Source organism: Xanthomonas sp. NCPPB 2922 (assembly GCF_041520885.1).
GTDB lineage: Bacteria > Pseudomonadota > Gammaproteobacteria > Xanthomonadales > Xanthomonadaceae > Xanthomonas > Xanthomonas campestris.
The window spans coordinates 39,235-57,372 of the sequence record NZ_JBGOFY010000024.1; the positions used below are offsets into that span (position 1 = coordinate 39,235).

The following is an 18,138-nucleotide window of genomic DNA, read 5'->3' on the forward strand; positions in this document are numbered from 1 at the left end:
TATGCAATATAGTTGGTAATCCTAGATACATACGTTGCCATGCATAACATGCATGCACCGTTGGACAATGATTGAGAAAAAATATATACAACAGATGGTTACAACGAGTGGATTGCACCACCATCAGGCTGGATAACTTCGTGATTTTTTGATTTCCACTTCGCGTCATAGTCGAGGTGGGTGAAAGCCGAATCCGCAAATTATCATCTGATCGTTCCATAAAGCGACATTGCAATTGCCTTTACTCACGGGAGCACTCTACAAACTGATACCAACTCAGGTGCTGGCACACCTTGACGTAACCAAACTACCGCTTGATTGCTCGAGAAATGTACTTCTTCTTCGTGCGCAAACTGGGCTTGGCATGCTCCAGCGCTTGGAAAAATTCAGTTCGCACATGCTCTTTATCTACCTCAGCTTCGACGGCTTTCGTTAGCCAGGTAGAAAGCGGGCAAGGGAATGACCGTTGACGCGACTATTGTCGGAGCGCCGAGATCGACAAAGAAGCCGGACAAGGCCTGTCATCCGCAGATCCACCAGACATGCAAGAGCCAGCAGTGGCACTTCAATATGAAGCTGCACATCGGCGTGATTGGCCGGATCGGGCTGGCGCATAGAGCCGCGATGACGACGTCGAACGCGCACGACAAGCACGTGCTGGACGACCTGCTGCACTGGAACGAATGACGGGTAGATGGAAATAGCGACTATGCCATCTAGAAGTCCCTACTCCGGAAGTATGGTCTGCATGCCCAGGAACTTCACGAACAAATAGGAGCGCAAGCGCGGCAGGGTGGATGACGTCGACTGAAACAGAAACCGCACCACACCCAAGATCCGGGCGCAGGCGGAGTACATGTTTGCGTCGGTGAGGCGGTTACTGGATCCTGCCAAAGTGCGTTACTGAGGCCCGGAGAAGATCGCCAACCGCAGCGTCGCGACGCTGCGGTTGGCGAACCTGTCTCTGGTGCGCGGTCGATTGGCGGGATGGAGACTACTACTGGGTGCCACGAGGCCGAAAGGCAGGCCCCAGGCATACCAAACGGGCACCGATACGATCTTGACCAAGCCAGCAACGCTGCGGAGCTGTCCCAGTCCGATCATGCAGCACGGCGCAGCGAGTGACCAGCGTTGCCTGGTGGTGAAACGTTCTCGGTTCGTCTTTTCCTGGCTGATCGAGCGATTCCGTTGCTTGCATTTCCATCGGTCACGATTGTCGCTCAAGCAAGATCGTTACTTGCGGCGCCCCCTCACATGCCTGAGGTTTTCTTTCGTGTCTGCCTCGAAGTTGTCGGCAATTGCTTTTGGAATAAACTGTTTCCCCAATGGCACCCCGCCCGCCGCTTCCAGATTCTTGCGAATCTCGCCCTTTTTCTTCTCCTTATCCAGCCGCACTTCTTCATAGTGCAAGCCTGCCAACACGGGAGTTTTCAACATTTCAGTCGGCCTGTTGATGCTAGTACCTATTATGTAGCCTTTAGCAATATCACGGGGTTTTTCCCGCTCGGCTACTCCCTTGCCGCCTCCTTTGGCCGCGCCCTTGGTTGTACCCTGGGTCGCTCCCTTGGCTGCGCCCTCGGCGACCCCCTTGGCTGCTCCCTTGGCTGCGAGTCTGGCCGTGGGTCCGCCAACGGCGCCAACCACCGCTCCAGCCATATTGATGCCGGCGAGTTTCCACGCTAGTGACAGGTTGCCACCTTGCAGTGCGGTATCAATTACCTGTGCTGCCTGCGCTTCGCTCTCAAATGCTAGCGCTGCTGCATCGGCAACCTCGCCGATCAGGGGAATGCCGTTCATTGCACTAAGTGCTACGGAAATCCCATCCAGGATCTTGCTGTCCCACTTGAGAAACTCATGCAATCCCTTGCTGAAGGTACCGACATCGTGTTTTTTCCTCTTGATCTCGGGCTGATCGGCTTTTCCCATCAGCATGTCCGCGACGGCCTTCTTTTGCTCGGGCGATGTGGCTGCATGCGTGGGCGGTGTATCCAGGGTTTTGTTGACCGCCGTCATGTGCTCGTAGAACTGCTGAAAATCTTTGTTGCTGATCTTTCCCGAGTCGACGACATGGCCACCACCGAAGAAGCTGTGGGGCTTCTTGTAGCCGGTGATCGCGTTGTTCAACAAGCCGAACAGTAGCGGGTCGCCCAAAAGTTGCTTGGCCGCGTCGCGCACTGCGGGGTCGGCTTTATCATCCTTGACAATCGTGTCGAGCTTGTCGCGCGTTACCTCTTTGCCGTCGCCGAAGAACGCTTCCTGGTGGCTATTGATGGTGTCCAGCGTTTTCAGTTCGGGCACGGTCAGGTGCATCTCTGATGTAGATTTCTGCAGGAAATCTGCCGTGCTCATCGACTCTTTGTCGCCAGCCAGCGCTTTCCACTGGTCGGGATGCTCACGAAAATACTGTGCGGCGGCAATGACCTGCGGCGGGCTCTTCTTGGTCGTGCTGTCGCCTTCGACCAATTGCTTGAACGCGTCCTGGTTTAGATCCTTGGGCAGATAGTCCGAGTAGCGGTAGAGTTCACGCATCGCGTCACTCTCGGTCATGACCGTCGGCTCGGTCTTGTCGGGGCTGTCAGACGCCACATAGTTTTGCGTGTAGCCCTTTGCTTGCTGCTCGGCATATTGAGCGATCTGTGCGTGTTTTTCGGGCACTGAAAAGCGTGTGAGATCCTTTTCAGTGAATTTTCCATCGCAACTTCCTTTGCTACCCTGCGCACCAATTGCATGAAAAAGAGCTGGATCTTGCTGTAGATCTGCAAACGCTTTTTGCAGATCCGGCGGGATGGCGGGATCCTTCGACTTTGCATCGAGATCTGTCCACTTGACTGGGCACTTGTCCTTGTGGCGATTAAGTGTGGCGACGATCTCCAATTCGTTCTGGGTGAGCGTCCCGCCATCCCACGTGACCGAAGAGCCGTCCACCGGCGGCGGCAGGTCGCGCCCCTTCATTTTTTCGGGATTGTAGGTCGCGTTCTTGCCGCCCTGCGCCGTCACCTGCGGATGGCGGTCGGCGAAGTCGTAAAGATTGTCGGCGATGAGCTTGCCATTGCACTTGCCCTGGTCGTCGTGGTGGTGCTTGCCGTGACCCTGAGACGCCATCGCAAAGAACAGACCAGGATCCTGTTGCAGGCCCTGCAGCGCTTTTTTCAGGTCGGGCGGAGTGGCTGGGTCGTTGATCTTTTCATCGAGCTTGGCGAACTCGATCGGCATCATGTCGCGATGCTGATTGAGCGTAGAGACGATCTCAAGCTGGGATTGCGTCAGCGTGCCGCCGTCCCAGGTTACCGACGAACCTTCTGCGGCAGGAGGCGGTGTCGCTCCCTTGATGTTTTTAGGATTGAACTCGGCATTCTTCCCGCCCAGAGCGGTCACCTGTTGATGGTGGTCTGCAAAATCCCACAAATCACCCGCCTTGATCTTGCCGCCGCATTTGCCGTCGCCCTGCGAACCGATGGCGAAGAAAAGACGCGGATCTTTCTGCAAGCCTTGCAGCGCACTCTTCAGATCCGGAGGTGTAGATGGATCATTGATCTTGTCGTCGAGTTTTGCGAACTCCAGCGGCGTCTTGTCTTTGTGCTGATTGAGTGTCGAAACAATCTGAAGCTCCGATGGGGTGAGCGTGCCGCCCTCCCAGGTCACCGATGACCCATCCACCGCAGGCGGCAACCTGGATCCCTTGATGTCCTTGGCATTGAACGGAGCCGATAGCGTCGGCCAGGAGGTCCGTTTCTCAATCGGCTGGCTGGCTTGAAGGTCGTCTGCTGAAGGCGTGTCAAGCCCCGGAATACCACTGCCTGGCCCATTGAGCGACGTATTGCCGTAGGTGGCGGCAATCAAACGGTAAATCTGCTGCAGAAACAGGTTGTCCATCGCCAGCAACAGATCGGAGTCATTCATGGCCGAATCGGATCCGAGCAGCCCCGGGGACGACGCGTCATCCGTCAGAGGTAGAAACAGACCGGCGGTACTCCCGGTCGAAAGCGTGTTGAGCGACATGTGCGGCCTCGCAGTGACAGAGCAGTGGCGGAGCTGCTGCATATGAGTACATGCTCATACGGTTACACGGGCATGTCTCATGCGGCGAGCTCATATGTTGCCACTCCCGGTACGGGATGCATGCGCCGATGAACTATTTTGGCGAAAAAAGCGCAAAAACGAATGTGCGGGCGACACCCCTGCCGCACAACGGATCCTACGGGGCACCTTCACTCGGCGCGAAAACTTGTACCAGATACATACCGCGCCGCCATTGTTACGTTCGACTTAAAATGGTCACTTCAGTCGCACGCAGCGCCTTGCACTCGCGTGCAATTGAGGCTGAAATCATGGTCCAGAGCAGAATCGCCGAAAAGTGCGCGAGTTGTACGATACCCCAAGGCATGCCGCAACCGTGGAGCAACTGTGTTGATCAGGACCTCGATCCACGACCTACGCGACGCCAGAGGCGCGTCGCTTGGTAGAGGTAACATAGGTTTGAAATGACTTCAATCGATGTACGAGCGCTGCAAGGGGCAGCGCGATTCCTGCTTTGCCACCATCAGCCGCGTATGCGGCTTGGATTGGACCCCGAACAATTCGAGCAAATTGTGGTGGGCAGCGATGTGCCGCTGCAGTGGCGGGGCCGCCTGGCTGCCGCGCACGCTGGTGGAAGGACGTGGCCAAAAGGCGGCTGGTCCATGCAGCGCCCAGACACACGCACTGGGATATCAGCATGGAGATCTGTTTGATACGCCATATCGGCGGCTTGTCTCAGCAAGCCGAAGACACGTGGGAGAAACTCAAGCAGGGCAAGTTGAAGCACTAGCGACGCAATGGCCGACGGCAGCTACGACGAGATGCTGAAAATGCTGTCTACCGTCAAGTTTTAGGGCTTAGATCGCGCGTTGGCGTCGTCAGCACGGCGCCATCGCCGTGTTGCGTTCCAGCCACTCAACCAGCTATTGCGTTGTGGCTGGGAGAAGTCATGTGGCCGGCAAGTGCATGCATCCACGCCGCATTCCTCGGCACTACGCACTCACGGCCCGATTGCGCGCAACGATCGTCTCGTGGCTTGGCGGTATATCGCCCCCGAAGAACTCCACCATCAACGCGTCGCGAAGATGCGGTGCGTCGCCCTTGACTGCAACGTTGAGCGCCGAGTGCAATGCGGCAAGCGGAAGCTCGGTGCAGTACGCAGGCATGCCGGGCTGCTGCCGCCACGAGTCTGCAATCGTCCACGCGTCGAGCGCGTCGAACCCGGCATCGTCGAGCAGCTGCTGCGCGATCGCTTTGCCGGCCAGGCTGTCGCCTGCTACTGGAATAGCGATCCGGTTATCAGTACCTGCGGGCTTGCCACCGTCAGCAAGTGTCTTAGCGATTATTGCGTTGAACGCTTTGATGATGGGCCGGCCGAGTTGCTCCCTCGCCCAGACACTCTCCAGTTTGCCGTCGTCGACTTCCGGTATCCGGGTGCCAAGCTGCGGGTAGTAGTTCGAAGTATCGATCACCACCACCTCCGCAGGCACGGTGGAGAACAGGCCGGCAACCTCGGGAATCTTGGCAAACGGGATCGACAATACGATCACCTCCACGTCCTTGACCGCCTCTACAGCCGCAACAGGCTCGGCGCCGATGTTTTCAGCCAGTTCGCGAATGCTGTCGGGGCTTTTGGATCCAGCCAACTTGACGCTGTGACCTGCTGCGACGAATTTGCGCGCCAACGTGCCACCGATGTTGCCTGCGCCAATGATGCCGATTTTCATGTTCGTGCCTTCCTAAAGTAGGTGGGGTTTTGTTGGTCGATCAGTGAACTCGCCCGAGACGGCCATAGCTGATCCCCTCGTCAGTTTCCAAAGCCTGGTGATTCACAATACCCAAGAAGGAGAGCCCCTCCGTTTGCCACAAGAACTATATGGAGATACACTCCGGATATCAAGCAGCAGACCCACTGACCATGTCTCCCAACGTTCAGCCACGCCCTCCCCGAGCCGACGCCCAACGTAACAAGACCCACATTCTCGAGGTCGCCAGCGACGCGTTTGCCGAGGAAGGCATCAATGTTTCGATGGACAGCATCGCCAAGCGCGCAGGCGTTGGCCCGGGGACGCTCTATCGCCACTTCCCTAGCCGCGAAGCCCTGCTGGCCGCGCTTCTCGAAACGCATCACGCCAACATCGAGCAAGTGCGCATGGCCATCACTGCAGAAGAGCACGACCCAGGGTGTGCGCTGCAGCGATGGATTGAAGCGCTGGGAACTTGGATGAACGCCTACGAAGGTCTGCCGGAACCGCTACGGGCCGCATGGTGCCAACCGAGCTCGGTGTTGAGGCCGACATGCCAATCCATGGTCGAGGCCTCAAGCGTTTTTCTGCAGGCTGCACAGCGCTCCGGTCAGGCGCGGGAAACGTTGACCGGCCGCGACATCTTTCTGGCCGCGCTCGCGATCGCATGGGCAGGAGCTGCCAACGGCGGCGCGGATAGCGGCGCCCAACCGGTGCTGCAGGACGTCTTGCGCTCAGGCTGGGCGCTTTCGACTTGAAACGTGGTGCGTCTGTAAGGTGGCGATTCGCGCCCACCTCCACCGACGCCAAGGGCCTGGTGTAGGCAGACGACCATTGGCTTTACTCAACGACGGCCAACAACTGCGCCATCCGCGCAAGCCCCAACTCAAGCTCGGGCAACGACACGCCCCCTGCTCCCAGGCGCAGATGCTGCGGGCACGCATACGCACCACCCGACATCACGAACGTGTTGTACGGCGGCGCCAGCAGCTGTTTGCTGAAATCATCGGCGCTGATCGACAACTGCAGTCGTGCAAGCCCAAGCAGCCCGGCTTGCGGCGGTGTCCATGTCAGTGCGGGTTGTTCGGCGACGAAGCGATCCAGCAATGCGATCCGTTCGCGCCCGACCGTGCGCGAATGCGCCACCGCCGCATCGAAGTGCTCCGGTCGTAGCGCGACCTCGGCCACCCGCTCGCCCAGCACGTTCATGATCTCGCTGGTGTTCTCGCGCAGTACCATCGCAGCGTTCAACAGCGCACTATCGCGCGTCACCATCCAGCCGGTGCGCAAACCCTGCAGACCCAGCAACTTGGACACGCTACCGGTGCTGATGCCACGCTCGTAGAGCGTGGCGATGCGCGGGGTCTCCTGCTCGGTCCACTCCAGTCCCCGATACACCTCATCGGAGACGACGTACGCACCGACCCGATCTGCTGCGGCAATGATGCGTTGCAGTGTCTGCGTATCTTCCACGCGCCCCGTGGGATTGTTCGGGTTGCACAGGAAGATGAGCTTGGTCTTCGCTGTCACCAGCGATTCGAGCTGCGCGATGTCCAACGCCCATCCGGATGCTTCCGTGCGCGCCACGCGCCTGGGAATCGCGCCGATCTGCTCGGCAAGCACCAGCGGCTGTTGCCAACCGGGCGCATCGATGACGAATTCATCGCCAGCACTCAACAACTGCGTCAATGCAAGGTAATTGGCTTCCTGCGCACCGGCGGTGATCAGCACATCGTCCACGCCGCAGCTGGGGCGATAGCCATATTGATCCAGTACCCGCTCGCGCAGGCTCGGCAATCCCTGGTAATCCTCACCCGACCAGTCCAGCGACAGTGCAGGATCGAGTTGCGACAGGAACTGCTGCAAGGGGGGTGAAGGCGATAGGGAATACGTCACGCACGCCTCGGGTTTGGCACGATGCGCGATGAGCCACTGTTCCCAAAAACTATTCGACGGTACAGGCATACGTAGCTTCCTTATCCCATGACGGCTGGGCAGACGCCCAAGCCAAGCGAGGCGTCGATGACAGCGCCGCGCAAGATGCGCGCTTCATCGCGACAAAGGTAGAAGCAGAGATCGGCGATCTCGCGCGGCTCGATCAGGCGGCCACCAGGCAGCGAGGCCTCCAGCTCCTGTCGCTGCTGCGGCGACAGCGCATTCAAGGTACTGGCCTGGAACATCGGCGTATCGGTGGCACCCGGACATACGGTGAACACGTCGATCCCGGTGCAGGCAAGCGTTGCAGCAAGTTGCCGGCCCAAAAACGCGACGGCCGCCTTGCTCATGCCATCGGCCGCACGGAAGCGCGGAAAGTGGGTGATGCCACCATCCACCGAACTCATGAACAGAATCTTGCCCTGCCCGCGCGCTTGCATGCCGGGAATCAGATCTTCGCTCAACCACAACGGCCCGATCGTGTTGACGCGAAAAAACGCCTCGTCCTGTTCCTTGTACGTGGCAGCCGCACGCTCCACGGTCTTGGTGCCCACGCCGGCGTTGTGGATCACGATATCCACCGGCATCGTCAAAGCTTGCATGAAAGCAGCGTGGCTCCGCCGATCGCCGACATCTAATGCATGTGCGTGGACACGATCGTCACCAAACGCCGCGACCAGGTCGAGTGCGCGGCGCCGGCTGTCTTCGCCTGGGCGGTAACCATTACTCGCCGTCGCCTCGCGATCATCCTGACGGCCCCCGGTTGCGCGCATTCCCGCCGCACGCTATAAAGCCGGTGCCGGTCGCAGAAGCGCCGGTGTTGTGCCCGCATAGCCAATAGGCTCCGGGTGCCCGAGGTTCTCCTATAGGAGGCACGGGAATCTTTTTTGATTCCGGAGCCCTATATGAGCAACAAACGCCTCAAATCCCTTCGCGCCAATGCCTTTAAGTCGCAGTCCGGCCGCTGCTACTACTGCGGTCTGGCGATGTGGCATTCCTCTCCAGATGAGCTGGCGCTTCGACCACGCTCTGCTGGCCCGCTCCGATGCACGGCCGAGCACCTCGTAGCTCGCCAAGACGGCGGGAAAGACGTGGTAGGCAACGTCGTTGCGGCTCACGCGGCATGCAACCACCGCCGGTACAAACGGTCTGCGCCTGCACCCTCAGCTACTGACTATCGAACGTTGGTGCAACGTCAGCTGGCGAAGGGAAAATGGTGGCCGCGGTGGATCCACGGGCTAGGCGGCGGTGCGCCGTGACATCGAGCGCCCACCAGGGACGCCCTTTCTCCAGTCATCAGGCGTTGAAGGTGAGCCGATCCATACGGGCAATGCGCTGGCGCATGTAGCGGGCCATGGTCGCGGCAGCGTATGCAACCAAGTCATTGTTTTCCCATGCCCCAACCCCGCTTCTCGGGGGATTCTCAGTCATGCCACGGGCCAGTCGTGTGGACACACCAGCAGGTGCCGCAACGCTGCGGCCCGGTCCTCCCAGCGATCCACGTTCCACGAGGGGTGGTAAACCCAAGTCATCCACGCCATACCATTGCCGTAATCAAGCGACCATACATGCCGCTCCTCCAAGTAGCGCCGCCGGCGCCCTTCTGAGTTGACGTGGCGCGCGTGGAAGACGGGCTGATGGGCGCGATCACCGTGCGCGAACATGCGCCACGCCGTCCGCCCCAGCACCAGAATCACCTCTGGCTGGAGGATCGGAAGAATCGCATCTACCAGAATTTTCCCGCCGTCCTTGAAGTCAGAACCCGACGGGCGATGCCCTGCTGCGGTGCCAGCGAAACGTTGGGAAAGGTTGCAGAAGGCGACGCGTTCCCAAGCCTGCGCTGCATCGGAAAGCGCTGGTGTCCCATTGCCCGTCAGCAACCGATCCAACTCGTCGAAGAACTTTCCCCCGCCCTTTCGCTCGCAGGTCTCCATGTCACCGAACGTCTTGCGGGTGAAGGGGCGAGTGGGGGCGGGGTCGTCGGTCCACCCGTCTTCGCGGTAGTGGGACTCGCCTAACAGCAGCACACGGCGCCCGCCAAATCCCTCTAGATAGCGGCTTCCCACGTAGGGCACAAAGGCTACCGCGTTTGGCCAGTCTTCAAATTTCAACGATGCGCTGTCTTCCATGATGGAGTCTCCTCGGCCCTCAGATCTTGCTTGGTTTTAGTCAATGCGGTCTTCGCCACTTTCCCCGGTTCTGCGGCCCACAAGCGCGCGACTTCGGGGAATAGGCGGACCAAGAGCGCGTCCCAGGATCGATCGGGCGCGAACGTGCTCTCGCCCTCGGCTAGGCTGGCGAGCACGCGTTTCATTTTGTGCTGGAGCTTTGCGGTCCGATCCTGCGGCAATACAGTCCTCAACTGGCCGCGCACCCGAAGCATGCAGCGGTAGAACCATAGGCTTTTAGGCCAAACCTTGTGGGCATGGTGCCCTAACTCGGCCAGCGTCTCAAAGCCAATCCCAATGGGCCGCCCCTGCCCGTGCTTGATCGAGTAGCCGATCACCAACAAGCGCTCCAAGTCGCCATTCCCCTTGGCATAGAGCGGCAGCGCGATCCCGACTAGAGCAAATGAGCGGCGCAACTCCCCCCATCGGCGATCCCGTTCTTTGTAATCGACGAATTCGCCCCGGAGCATGGCCACATAGAAGATTTCGAAGGCCTCTCGGCGGAGGCCCCAGACTTGATGCTCCTGCCAAGCCACCCGCTCTTCCTCCACCTGGGCTTTGTGCCCGTCGTAGTCGAAGACGTAGGCCCGAGGAATGCCTCGGCTGCAGGTGTCGAACATCAGCTCATCAAAGCAAACCTCCCTTCGAACCTCCACGTCGCGGATCATGCCGCTCTCCAGGCGGGGCTCCAGCCAAACGCCTTCGAGACAGAAGCGGCCCTCGCGTTGGGAGCGGGCCACGGTGGTGGGGGTGACGCGAAACGCGTTGCGATTGTTGGCGAAAAACAGGTCGTCTTCGGACAATCGGAACTGGTCCAGATCCACGTCCTTGAAGAGCCACAGCATGCGCCCCCCGTTCTTCCGGTAATGCCGCATCCGCTCCGCGATGACATGGACAAATGTGGTGGAAAGCTGAATCTCAATGGCCCACTTCTTACCGTCACGCCGCGTCTGGACGTCGGGCTGTCGCCATTGAACACCGTCGACGTCCCACCAACGCTTTTCCAACTCCGTCTGGCTAAACGACGGATCCGCATCCAAGCTGTCGCGCACCCATTGCTTGAGTGTTTTGTGGAGCGCGCCTTCTTTGCACAGCCCGAACTTACGCAGCCCGAACTTACGCGCCAGGATGGCTTGGGGTGAATGGCCCTAAGCCCGGTGCACCTTCTCGGTGGCGGGCCGTGCGATGATCAAAGTAGAAGCGGAACTCGCTTCGTGCGCGTATGGCTTTGGAGCGAACGCCCATTGCATCGTGGCAGTGCGGGCATTCGAACCGCGGGGTGCCGTCGAGCACCTCCAATTCCGCAGCCAGCCGCCCATCCCGAACGACTTCCCCGTAGTCCCGGCCTTCCATGAAGGCTTCCAGGGTTAGGCAGTCACCAGTCACCCGGTCCCAGACCAGATCATGGGACCGCTTTGCGGCGGGCACGTAAACCATGTTCTCCATGCCGCCACTTTAGCCGAGCCAGGTCGCCCTGGATGAGACGCCCGGCTCCCCCTACATGTGATCGTTCCGACGCAATCGCTCCGTTGACGGGGGAATCCAGCCATCCGTTGATGTCACCCGTGACAGGGTGGGGGAACCTCTGGTGTTGGGCTTGCTGCGAAGGCCGCAATGCCACGGCTCGACGCTTACTTGCGGGCGTTCGTTGGCAGAATCACTGTGTCGCAACGCAGATGATCGCCTTGCTCTTCAAAGACCGACCCAAGCACTTATTGCCAGAACAGCCCGATGCGACTACCGGCTCTCAGGCGCCGATGTTTCGGTGCAGAAGATCTCATGCATGGCGGTCAACAGGGCGGCCACACGCGGGTCCGCCATCCGGTAAAAGATCGACCGAGACTCACGCCGGGTGGTGACCAGGTCCCGCTGTCGTAGCTCCGCCAGTTGTTGGGAAAGCGCCGGCTGCCGGATGCCGGTTGCCTCCTCCAAACCGCCTACAGTCGACTCCCCTTGAGACAGCTGACAGAGCAACAGCAGGCGCGACGGCGTGGCCATGAAGCGCAACAGATCTGCGACTTCTGGGACCCGCCCCTTCATGTCGACGAGGTCAGCGGCGGTAAGGGAAGAGTTTTTCACATGCGGAAACCATAGAAAGCCGTAGAGCCTAGCCGGAACGCCGCATGGCGGCCCGATCAGGTGTAGAGATGCGTCCATAGTTGCATAGTTTACGAAACTATGAAACCTTAATGACCCTCTTCCTTGGTAAGAGCCAATCGTGAGCACCCCTGTCGTTTCGGATTCTGCATTAAATTGGGCTTTTGGCAGCGGGCGCGGCGCGCGCGCCGGCCGGCGTGCGGGCCCTCGGTTCGGACGGGACGACACCGGAGTTTGCTTTATAAAGCTGCCGGTAGACTTGCCATGATGCTGGCCCCTTTAGCGTGGTATTGGCCGCTCATCGGCGGCCTGATGATTGGCACAGCAGCAGGCGCATACCTGGTGTTCACGGGGCGAATCGCCGGCATCTCCGGCCTGATTGCTCATACCCTCGGCCTTTCGGCAGGTGGAGATCGCTCCTTGGCTGCCCTGTTCCTGGCGGGACTGTTGGTGACATCGGGTGTAGCACTGGCGGTCAAACCCATTTCGCTGCCCTCGCTTTCAAGCTCGACTACACCGCTACTGATTCTGGCCGGACTGCTGGTTGGGTATGGAACGCGTCTGGGTTCGGGGTGCACGAGCGGCCATGGCGTCTGCGGCTTGGCCAGACTTTCGCCGCGCTCCATGGTTGCGACCGTCGCCTTCATGCTTATGGGCATGGCCACTGTGGCGATTGTGCGCTTCATCATCGGAGCTGGGACATGATCCGACTGTTGGCCTTTCTGTGCGGCTCGTTGTTTGGCCTCGGCCTTATCGTCTCAGACATGGCGAACCCCGCGCGCGTGATCGCCTTTCTTGACGTCACGGGCGCCTGGGACCCTTCACTGGCGCTTGTCATCATCGGCGCACTGATCCCCTCTGCCATCGCCTATCGGTGGGCGCGTGCACGGAATACCCCCCTGCTTGCTGCTGCGCTACATGTACCGCAGCGCCGAGACATCGATCGCAATCTGGTGATCGGTGCGGCAGTGTTCGGCATTGGTTGGGGGTTGGCGGGCGTATGTCCTGGCCCAGCCGTCGCCCTGTTGGCGACGGGTCAACCGTTCGCACTCGTGTTCGCAGCTGCGATGGTTGCCGGCGTGCTTATCCATGGGCTTCTGCACCGCCCTCGCTTAGCGAAGGAATGACCATGGCAACAGCACTGTGACCACAGGACCCACCGAAGGCTGAAGCGCCTAGGCCAGCGAGTGTCCATGCAGCGAAGCCTCCCTCCCCCCCCCTTTTCAGGCTATCGCGCGGCTTAGCCACTCTGCGCCCGGAATCAGAACCTTTAGTTCTCCAGTGAGAACGTCCGCCGCCACCCGCGCGGACTGATATGGAATGCTCGATTGAAGCTCTGTCGGAACGCCACGGACGTGCGATAGCCGGATTGTTCGGCTACTTTTTCAATCGATAGATCGGTAGATTCAAGCAGCTCCTTTGCTCGGCGCAAGCGCTCGGCTTCCAGCCAAGCGCCCACTGTCATGCCGGTGGCTTTATGGAATCGCCGGGTGAACGACCGCCTGCTCATCGCTACCCGGCTGGCCAGTTCATCGAGCGATTGATCCGCTTGCAGATTCTCACGCATGTGGTCGAGCAACGCGCTCAACAGAGCATCCTGCGGCGAGGCGGGAACCGGCTGCTCGATGTATTGGGACTGACCTCCCTCACGATGGGGTGGCAGGACCATCAGGCGCGCGATTTTGTTGGCCTCCCGCGCACCGCAGAGTTTCCTGACCAGATACATGCAGCAATCCAGCGCCGCACCGGTCCCAGCAGAGGTCACCACGCGCTCTTCGTCAACATAAAGCGCGTTCATGTCAAGCTTCACGCGGGGAAAGCGTCTATGAAAGTCGTCCTCGGCAAGCCAGTGGGTCGAAGCTAGGCGTCCATCCAGTAGCCCGGCATAGGCCAATGCGTAGGCGCCGTAGCAGAGCCCGACCACATGCGCCCCACGACGATTCGCCGCGATGAGCTTGCTTTTCAACTCGTTGCTGGGCGCATTTCCCAGATCCGCCCATCCTGGAATGATGACCACCTCTGCTTCGTCCAGCAGTTCCAAGCCCCCGCTGGCGCTCACTCCCACCTGCCCCCCCGCTCAGGGTTACCAAGGGCTCCTCAGCAACAATGCGGACATTGAACAAGGCGCGCTCCTCCGAGTGGATGTCGAAGATCATCAGCGGCACGGACAGGTGAAAGGCGCTGATCCCCCGAGGGGCAACGACTACCACCTCAATAGGGCGGTGAACTGGTTCTGTCGCGCAACGGTTGATCATGGCCTGATTTAATCGATGTTAGTCCCACGGGCCAGTATTGCAATCACCACGGAACTGTCAAGCTCTGTCTTACACATTCACACAGAGATTGCGCCATAAAAATGATGTCACTCGCCATCGCAACCCTGCTGGCCCTGGGCCTCCAGACCAATGCACACGCCGCAGGCAACCCGCCGAGCACCACGTCTATCCAACAGATCCGAAACGCCACGGCAAAGATCGCCTACGGCGACACGGTGCTCTTGGTTGATCCGATGCTGGCCACCAAAGGGGCCTACCCCGGCTTCCCGGACACCTATCGCAGCGAACTGCGCAACCCGACTGTCGAGCTCCCGTTCGATGTGGCTCAGGTGCTCAAGGACGTGGATGCAGTGCTGTTGACGCACACCCACTTGGATCACTGGGACCCGGCCGCAGAGACGCTGATACCGCGTCAGATGACCATGTTCGTTCAGAACGAGGCCGACGCTGCCCAGCTTCGCGGTAAGGGGTTTGAAGATGTCCGGATTCTTCCGGCCCACGAAATGTTTGGTGGCGTGAAGATCTCGCGTGTTGCTGCCCAACATGGCTCAGCCGCAATGTTCAAAGTGGAGCCGCTGGCGACGCTGCTGGGCAGTGTGACCGGCTTTGTCTTTGAGAAAGCCGGTGAACCGACCATTTATCTGGCTGGTGACACCGTCTGGACCGGCGACGTGCAGGATGCGATCAAGCGCTATACCCCGGATGTCATCGTGTTGAACACGGGCGACGCACGGGTCAAAGGTTTCGACACCGGCATCATCATGGGCGTTGATGACACCTCTCGTGTCCATGCATTGGCCCCTAAGGCAAAGATCGTCGCCGTGCATATGGATGCGGTGAATCACATGACCGTTTCCCGCGCTGATCTGCGCCGCTACACCGTCGAGAAGTCCATCCAGGACAGCGTGCTGATCCCGGAAGACGGCGAAACCATCACTTTTTAAAGGAACACACCATGAAGACTGCACTGATTGTCGTGGATATCCAGAACGACTACTTCCCCGGCGGCCGCCTTACGCTTGAGAACAGCGAGCAGGCCTTGTCGGCAGCGTTGGACGCCATCGCGCAAGCCAAGCAGGCCGGTGAGGTGGTGATAGGTATCCAGCACTTCACGCCCAGCGACGGCCCCTTCTTGGCTAAAGGCACGGCGGGTGCCGAGTTGCATCCCGCCATCGCTGAGGCACTGAACGGCTGCGTAGTGATCGAGAAACAGCAAGCCGACAGCTTTCTTGGCACACCGCTGGGCCAAACCCTGGCCGCCCAGAATGTCTCCGACATTCGTCTAGTCGGCATGATGACCCAACACTGCATCACGCACACGGCGCTGTCGCCCGAGGCAGCTGGGCTTGATGTGACAATCCTCGGCGCAGGCTGCGCTGCGCCAACGGCGCTGATCAGCGATATCGCGTTGTCTGGCCTGGCGGGACGCTGCAAAGTCGTCTAAGCCGCACCGGAGCGCCTGCAATATGCAGGCGCCTCCTTACGGCGAGTGGACCTACTGCATCTGCCAATGGATACTTCTACGCGACCTGCGTCTGACGTTGACGGAAGGTTGCAGGTGTACATCCCACCTCGCGCTGGAAGAACTTGATGAAATTGGGGGTGTCGCTGAAACACAGTTGTTCAGCGACTTCAAGCACCTTCAACTCCGTATGCGTCAGCAAGCGCTTGGCTTCGAGTGCCAGCCGCGCGGCGATGAAAGCCTTGGGGTTCAGCCCTGCAGCATCGAGCGTCGCTCGCGTAAGCGTCCTTTCAGCACACCCCATGGCCTTTGCGTAGCTGGAGACCTGATGCCATTCCCTGTGCTTCTCTTCAACCAGTCGCTCGAACTCTCTGAATCTACTTCCAGCTGGACGAGGAAGCTTCACCCGCCCATCGCCGCGCTCATCTGCCATGCGGATCCGCGTCAGTGCAGTATGGAGTTGATGGCGTAGCAACGCATGCACGCTTTCCGGTGAGTCATCGAGGCCTGCGTCGTCCTGCATCTGCATGATGCATCCGGTGACGACCCGCATCTCTTTCGCCGTCAGTCGTATCACGCTCTCCAGTCCTTCAAGTATGCGGCAACTCTTTTCCGCACCTGGGCAGGCCGTAGGCCAGGCAAACTCTGGACGAAACGCAACAATCCAGCCCTCCCAATCGGTTGGCGGGCCAAAGCTGTGCGCCATCCCCGGCGTCAACGCGAGCACCGTATTGGGTGCACATTGCACAAATTCGAAATCAATACGGTGAGTACAGGCCCCTTCCGTAACACCGACGAGGGTGTAGAACTCATAACGGTGCGCCAACTCGAGCATTTCAGCGCCCGCACGACGACGCAGCTCGGAGAAGGCAAGGATCTCCAAGTCGAACCGATAGCCGGCTTGGGGATGATAGGGCAGCTGCCCGATATCCATGCCGCGCTGCTCCTTTCGCCTAGCCATCGGCATCCTGCCTTTCGTGTCCAATAATGACAATCAACATGGGCATATTGACCGTGAAACCCTGTGCTCTTTGGCCGAGAATAACATCTTCACCCCGCGTTCCCAGATTGGCTTTCACCCGCGTGCGATTCGATGCTTGCCCACCCGCCTCCTCAAGGCCTGACGAAGAAGAAGACGATGACCTATATCATTCATGGTGCCTCCGGCGCTCAAGGCGGACCGCTACTCAAGCGCCTCTCGGCGGCCGGAAAAAACGCCGTCGGTGCAGTGCGCGCATCTGAGGTACTGGCTGGAACACAGAGCGTTCGCATTGACAATGCATCCGTGGAATCTCTGGTTGAGGCTTACCGTGGTGCGGACGGGGTGTTCATTCACCTGCCTCAGACAGACGAAGGCACCCGTACAACCTACGCACGCAATATCGCGCACGCGGTTGACTTGGCCAAGCCGGGGCGGGTGGTGATCTCCACCAGCGGCATCATCGTTGACGAACCAGGCTCACCATTGCAGACCGCAGCTGATTCGGCGATGGCGATCTTGATTGAGGGCGTTCGCAACACCGGCGTTTCGTATGCCGTCGTCGCACCGCGCCTTTACCTGGAAAACCTACTGTTGCCGATGGTCTTCGAGCCTACGCAGTCCGAGGGGCTGCTGCGGTACCCGCTTCGGTCGGACCAACCGGTGTCCTGGAGCTCTCACTTGGACGTAGCCGAGGTTGCCGAGCGTCTCTTCGGGCAAACGTCGGTCAGTGGCGTTGTGGGCGTGGGCCAGCTGCCAGGGTTACTCGGGGAGGATCTTGCAACAGGTTTCCAGGGTCACCTGGGGCGCGATGTTGTCTTTGAGAGCATTACACCCCAAGCGTTCGGTGCGTTGATTGAACCGCTGATCGGTCCTGCCTCCGCTGCCATTGCCGCCTTCTACGGCGCGCTGCAGGGCAGTCCGACGAATACGATCTCTCACGACACCAGTGCGCAGACGTTGTTTGGCATCGCGCCAAGGAGCGTGCAACAGTGGCTTGGTGAAACGCTCGGCTAACCTTCATTGCCGCCCACGAGCATCGACTGCCCGGTCTCGTGGGCGCTTGGTCAACCATGGCTGATCTGGCTCGGCGGGGACGATCCTAATTCCAAGAACGCCCCATTAGCGATATCCAGCAACGCCTGCGCGGCGACCACCGCCTTGTCTCCAGCATCGGCGCGGCCTTTGTGCATGTGTTAAGCAGCTGCCTTCGCCGTGCCCTTCTTGGCGGGCTTCCGAATCGGCTTGGCCTTGCTCGCCTTCTTGACCGCCTTGCTCGCCTTCTTGACCGCCTTGGTCACCTTCTTGACTGCCTTGGTTGGCGATTCGGTCACCGCGCCATCGGCCGCCGGGAACTTTGCACCCGGGTTGGCCTTGGCCCATGCTTTGCCGTCGGCGGATTTGGCCCACGTGGTGAAGGCCTTGGGGGTCAGGCCACGGCCCGCCCATGTTTCACCGC

17 protein-coding genes and 1 pseudogene are annotated in these 18,138 nt (G+C 59.7%); 7 read left to right on the forward strand and 11 right to left on the reverse strand.

All coding sequences use genetic code 11. From position 1 onward, the window contains the following. Positions 1–459: 459 nt before the first annotated feature. The gene (locus ACD584_RS19200) at positions 460–687 is read left to right on the forward strand and encodes a transposase (protein WP_052307388.1); all 228 of its coding nucleotides are present in this window, start codon (positions 460–462) and stop codon (positions 685–687) included. Positions 688–1,233: 546 nt separating this feature from the next. On the opposite strand, the gene ACD584_RS19205 is transcribed toward ACD584_RS19200, so the two are convergent. Together ACD584_RS19205 and ACD584_RS19210 are read right to left on the reverse strand one after the other, a co-directional pair. Beyond that, positions 1,234–3,999 (reverse strand): HrpF/NolX family T3SS translocon protein, encoded by a 2,766-nt coding sequence (locus ACD584_RS19205; RefSeq protein ID WP_076037748.1) that lies wholly within the window; start codon positions 3,997–3,999, stop codon positions 1,234–1,236. 1,010 nt (positions 4,000–5,009) lie between these two features. After that, the gene (locus ACD584_RS19210) at positions 5,010–5,744 is read right to left on the reverse strand and encodes an NADPH-dependent F420 reductase (RefSeq protein WP_076036163.1); all 735 of its coding nucleotides are present in this window, start codon (positions 5,742–5,744) and stop codon (positions 5,010–5,012) included. Between the two features lie 191 nt (positions 5,745–5,935). On the opposite strand from ACD584_RS19210, the gene ACD584_RS19215 reads away from it, so the two are divergent. Further along, positions 5,936–6,520, forward strand: coding sequence for a TetR/AcrR family transcriptional regulator (locus ACD584_RS19215; protein ID WP_016945359.1), 585 nt, complete (start codon positions 5,936–5,938; stop codon positions 6,518–6,520). Between the two features lie 82 nt (positions 6,521–6,602). On the opposite strand, the gene ACD584_RS19220 is transcribed toward ACD584_RS19215, so the two are convergent. The 6 genes from ACD584_RS19220 to ACD584_RS19245 all read right to left on the reverse strand — a co-directional run bounded on the left by ACD584_RS19220 (position 6,603) and on the right by ACD584_RS19245 (position 11,905). Further along, positions 6,603–7,658 carry an aminotransferase class I/II-fold pyridoxal phosphate-dependent enzyme gene (locus ACD584_RS19220; protein WP_223647661.1) on the reverse strand — a complete coding sequence of 352 codons (1,056 nt, stop codon included), beginning with the start codon at positions 7,656–7,658 and terminating at the stop codon, positions 6,603–6,605. A gap of 80 nt (positions 7,659–7,738) precedes the next feature. Further along, complete coding sequence (locus ACD584_RS19225; RefSeq protein ID WP_076036164.1) at positions 7,739–8,470, reverse strand: SDR family oxidoreductase; 732 nt, start codon at positions 8,468–8,470, stop codon at positions 7,739–7,741. 654 nt (positions 8,471–9,124) lie between these two features. Continuing rightward, positions 9,125–9,826, reverse strand: a complete 702-nt coding sequence (locus tag ACD584_RS19230; RefSeq protein WP_076036166.1) for a uracil-DNA glycosylase family protein — start codon at positions 9,824–9,826, stop codon at positions 9,125–9,127. Beyond that, positions 9,805–10,917 carry a hypothetical protein gene (locus tag ACD584_RS19235; RefSeq protein ID WP_076036167.1) on the reverse strand — a complete coding sequence of 371 codons (1,113 nt, stop codon included), beginning with the start codon at positions 10,915–10,917 and terminating at the stop codon, positions 9,805–9,807. Before ACD584_RS19235 ends, ACD584_RS19230 begins: the two co-directional genes overlap by 22 nt. Before the next feature lie 64 nt (positions 10,918–10,981). After that, on the reverse strand, positions 10,982–11,311 hold the full coding sequence (locus ACD584_RS19240) for a hypothetical protein (RefSeq protein WP_139328363.1): 330 nt from the start codon (positions 11,309–11,311) through the stop codon (positions 10,982–10,984). Positions 11,312–11,602: 291 nt separating this feature from the next. Then, positions 11,603–11,905, reverse strand: coding sequence for a metalloregulator ArsR/SmtB family transcription factor (locus ACD584_RS19245; protein ID WP_076037749.1), 303 nt, complete (start codon positions 11,903–11,905; stop codon positions 11,603–11,605). 321 nt (positions 11,906–12,226) lie between these two features. Here ACD584_RS19245 and ACD584_RS19250 point away from each other — a divergent pair, with 321 nt between their 5' ends. Beyond that, positions 12,227–12,667, forward strand: coding sequence for a YeeE/YedE family protein (locus tag ACD584_RS19250; RefSeq protein ID WP_076036168.1), 441 nt, complete (start codon positions 12,227–12,229; stop codon positions 12,665–12,667). Then, positions 12,664–13,089 (forward strand): YeeE/YedE family protein, encoded by a 426-nt coding sequence (locus tag ACD584_RS19255; RefSeq protein ID WP_076036169.1) that lies wholly within the window; start codon positions 12,664–12,666, stop codon positions 13,087–13,089. Before ACD584_RS19250 ends, ACD584_RS19255 begins: the two co-directional genes overlap by 4 nt. A 143-nt stretch (positions 13,090–13,232) precedes the next feature. On the opposite strand, the gene ACD584_RS19260 is transcribed toward ACD584_RS19255, so the two are convergent. Next, positions 13,233–14,003 (reverse strand): GlxA family transcriptional regulator, encoded by a 771-nt coding sequence (locus tag ACD584_RS19260; protein WP_228438103.1) that lies wholly within the window; start codon positions 14,001–14,003, stop codon positions 13,233–13,235. A gap of 318 nt (positions 14,004–14,321) precedes the next feature. Between ACD584_RS19260 and ACD584_RS19265 the strand changes: the two genes are divergently transcribed. Both ACD584_RS19265 and ACD584_RS19270 read left to right on the forward strand, forming a co-directional pair. Continuing rightward, positions 14,322–15,182, forward strand: a complete 861-nt coding sequence (locus ACD584_RS19265) for an MBL fold metallo-hydrolase (RefSeq protein WP_081391614.1) — start codon at positions 14,322–14,324, stop codon at positions 15,180–15,182. An 11-nt stretch (positions 15,183–15,193) separates the two neighbouring features. Further along, complete coding sequence (locus ACD584_RS19270; RefSeq protein ID WP_076036171.1) at positions 15,194–15,682, forward strand: cysteine hydrolase family protein; 489 nt, start codon at positions 15,194–15,196, stop codon at positions 15,680–15,682. A gap of 76 nt (positions 15,683–15,758) precedes the next feature. Here ACD584_RS19270 and ACD584_RS19275 read toward each other — a convergent pair whose 3' ends face one another. Beyond that, entirely contained in the window at positions 15,759–16,634 is an 876-nt protein-coding gene (locus tag ACD584_RS19275) for an AraC family transcriptional regulator (protein WP_175611542.1), read from the reverse strand. Positions 16,635–16,838: 204 nt separating this feature from the next. Between ACD584_RS19275 and ACD584_RS19280 the strand changes: the two genes are divergently transcribed. Continuing rightward, on the forward strand, positions 16,839–17,696 hold the full coding sequence (locus tag ACD584_RS19280; RefSeq protein WP_076037750.1) for an SDR family oxidoreductase: 858 nt from the start codon (positions 16,839–16,841) through the stop codon (positions 17,694–17,696). A 179-nt stretch (positions 17,697–17,875) separates the two neighbouring features. Here the strand turns inward: ACD584_RS19280 and ACD584_RS19285 are convergent. Next, positions 17,876–18,138: pseudogene (locus ACD584_RS19285) on the reverse strand (histone-like nucleoid-structuring protein); the annotation flags it as partial.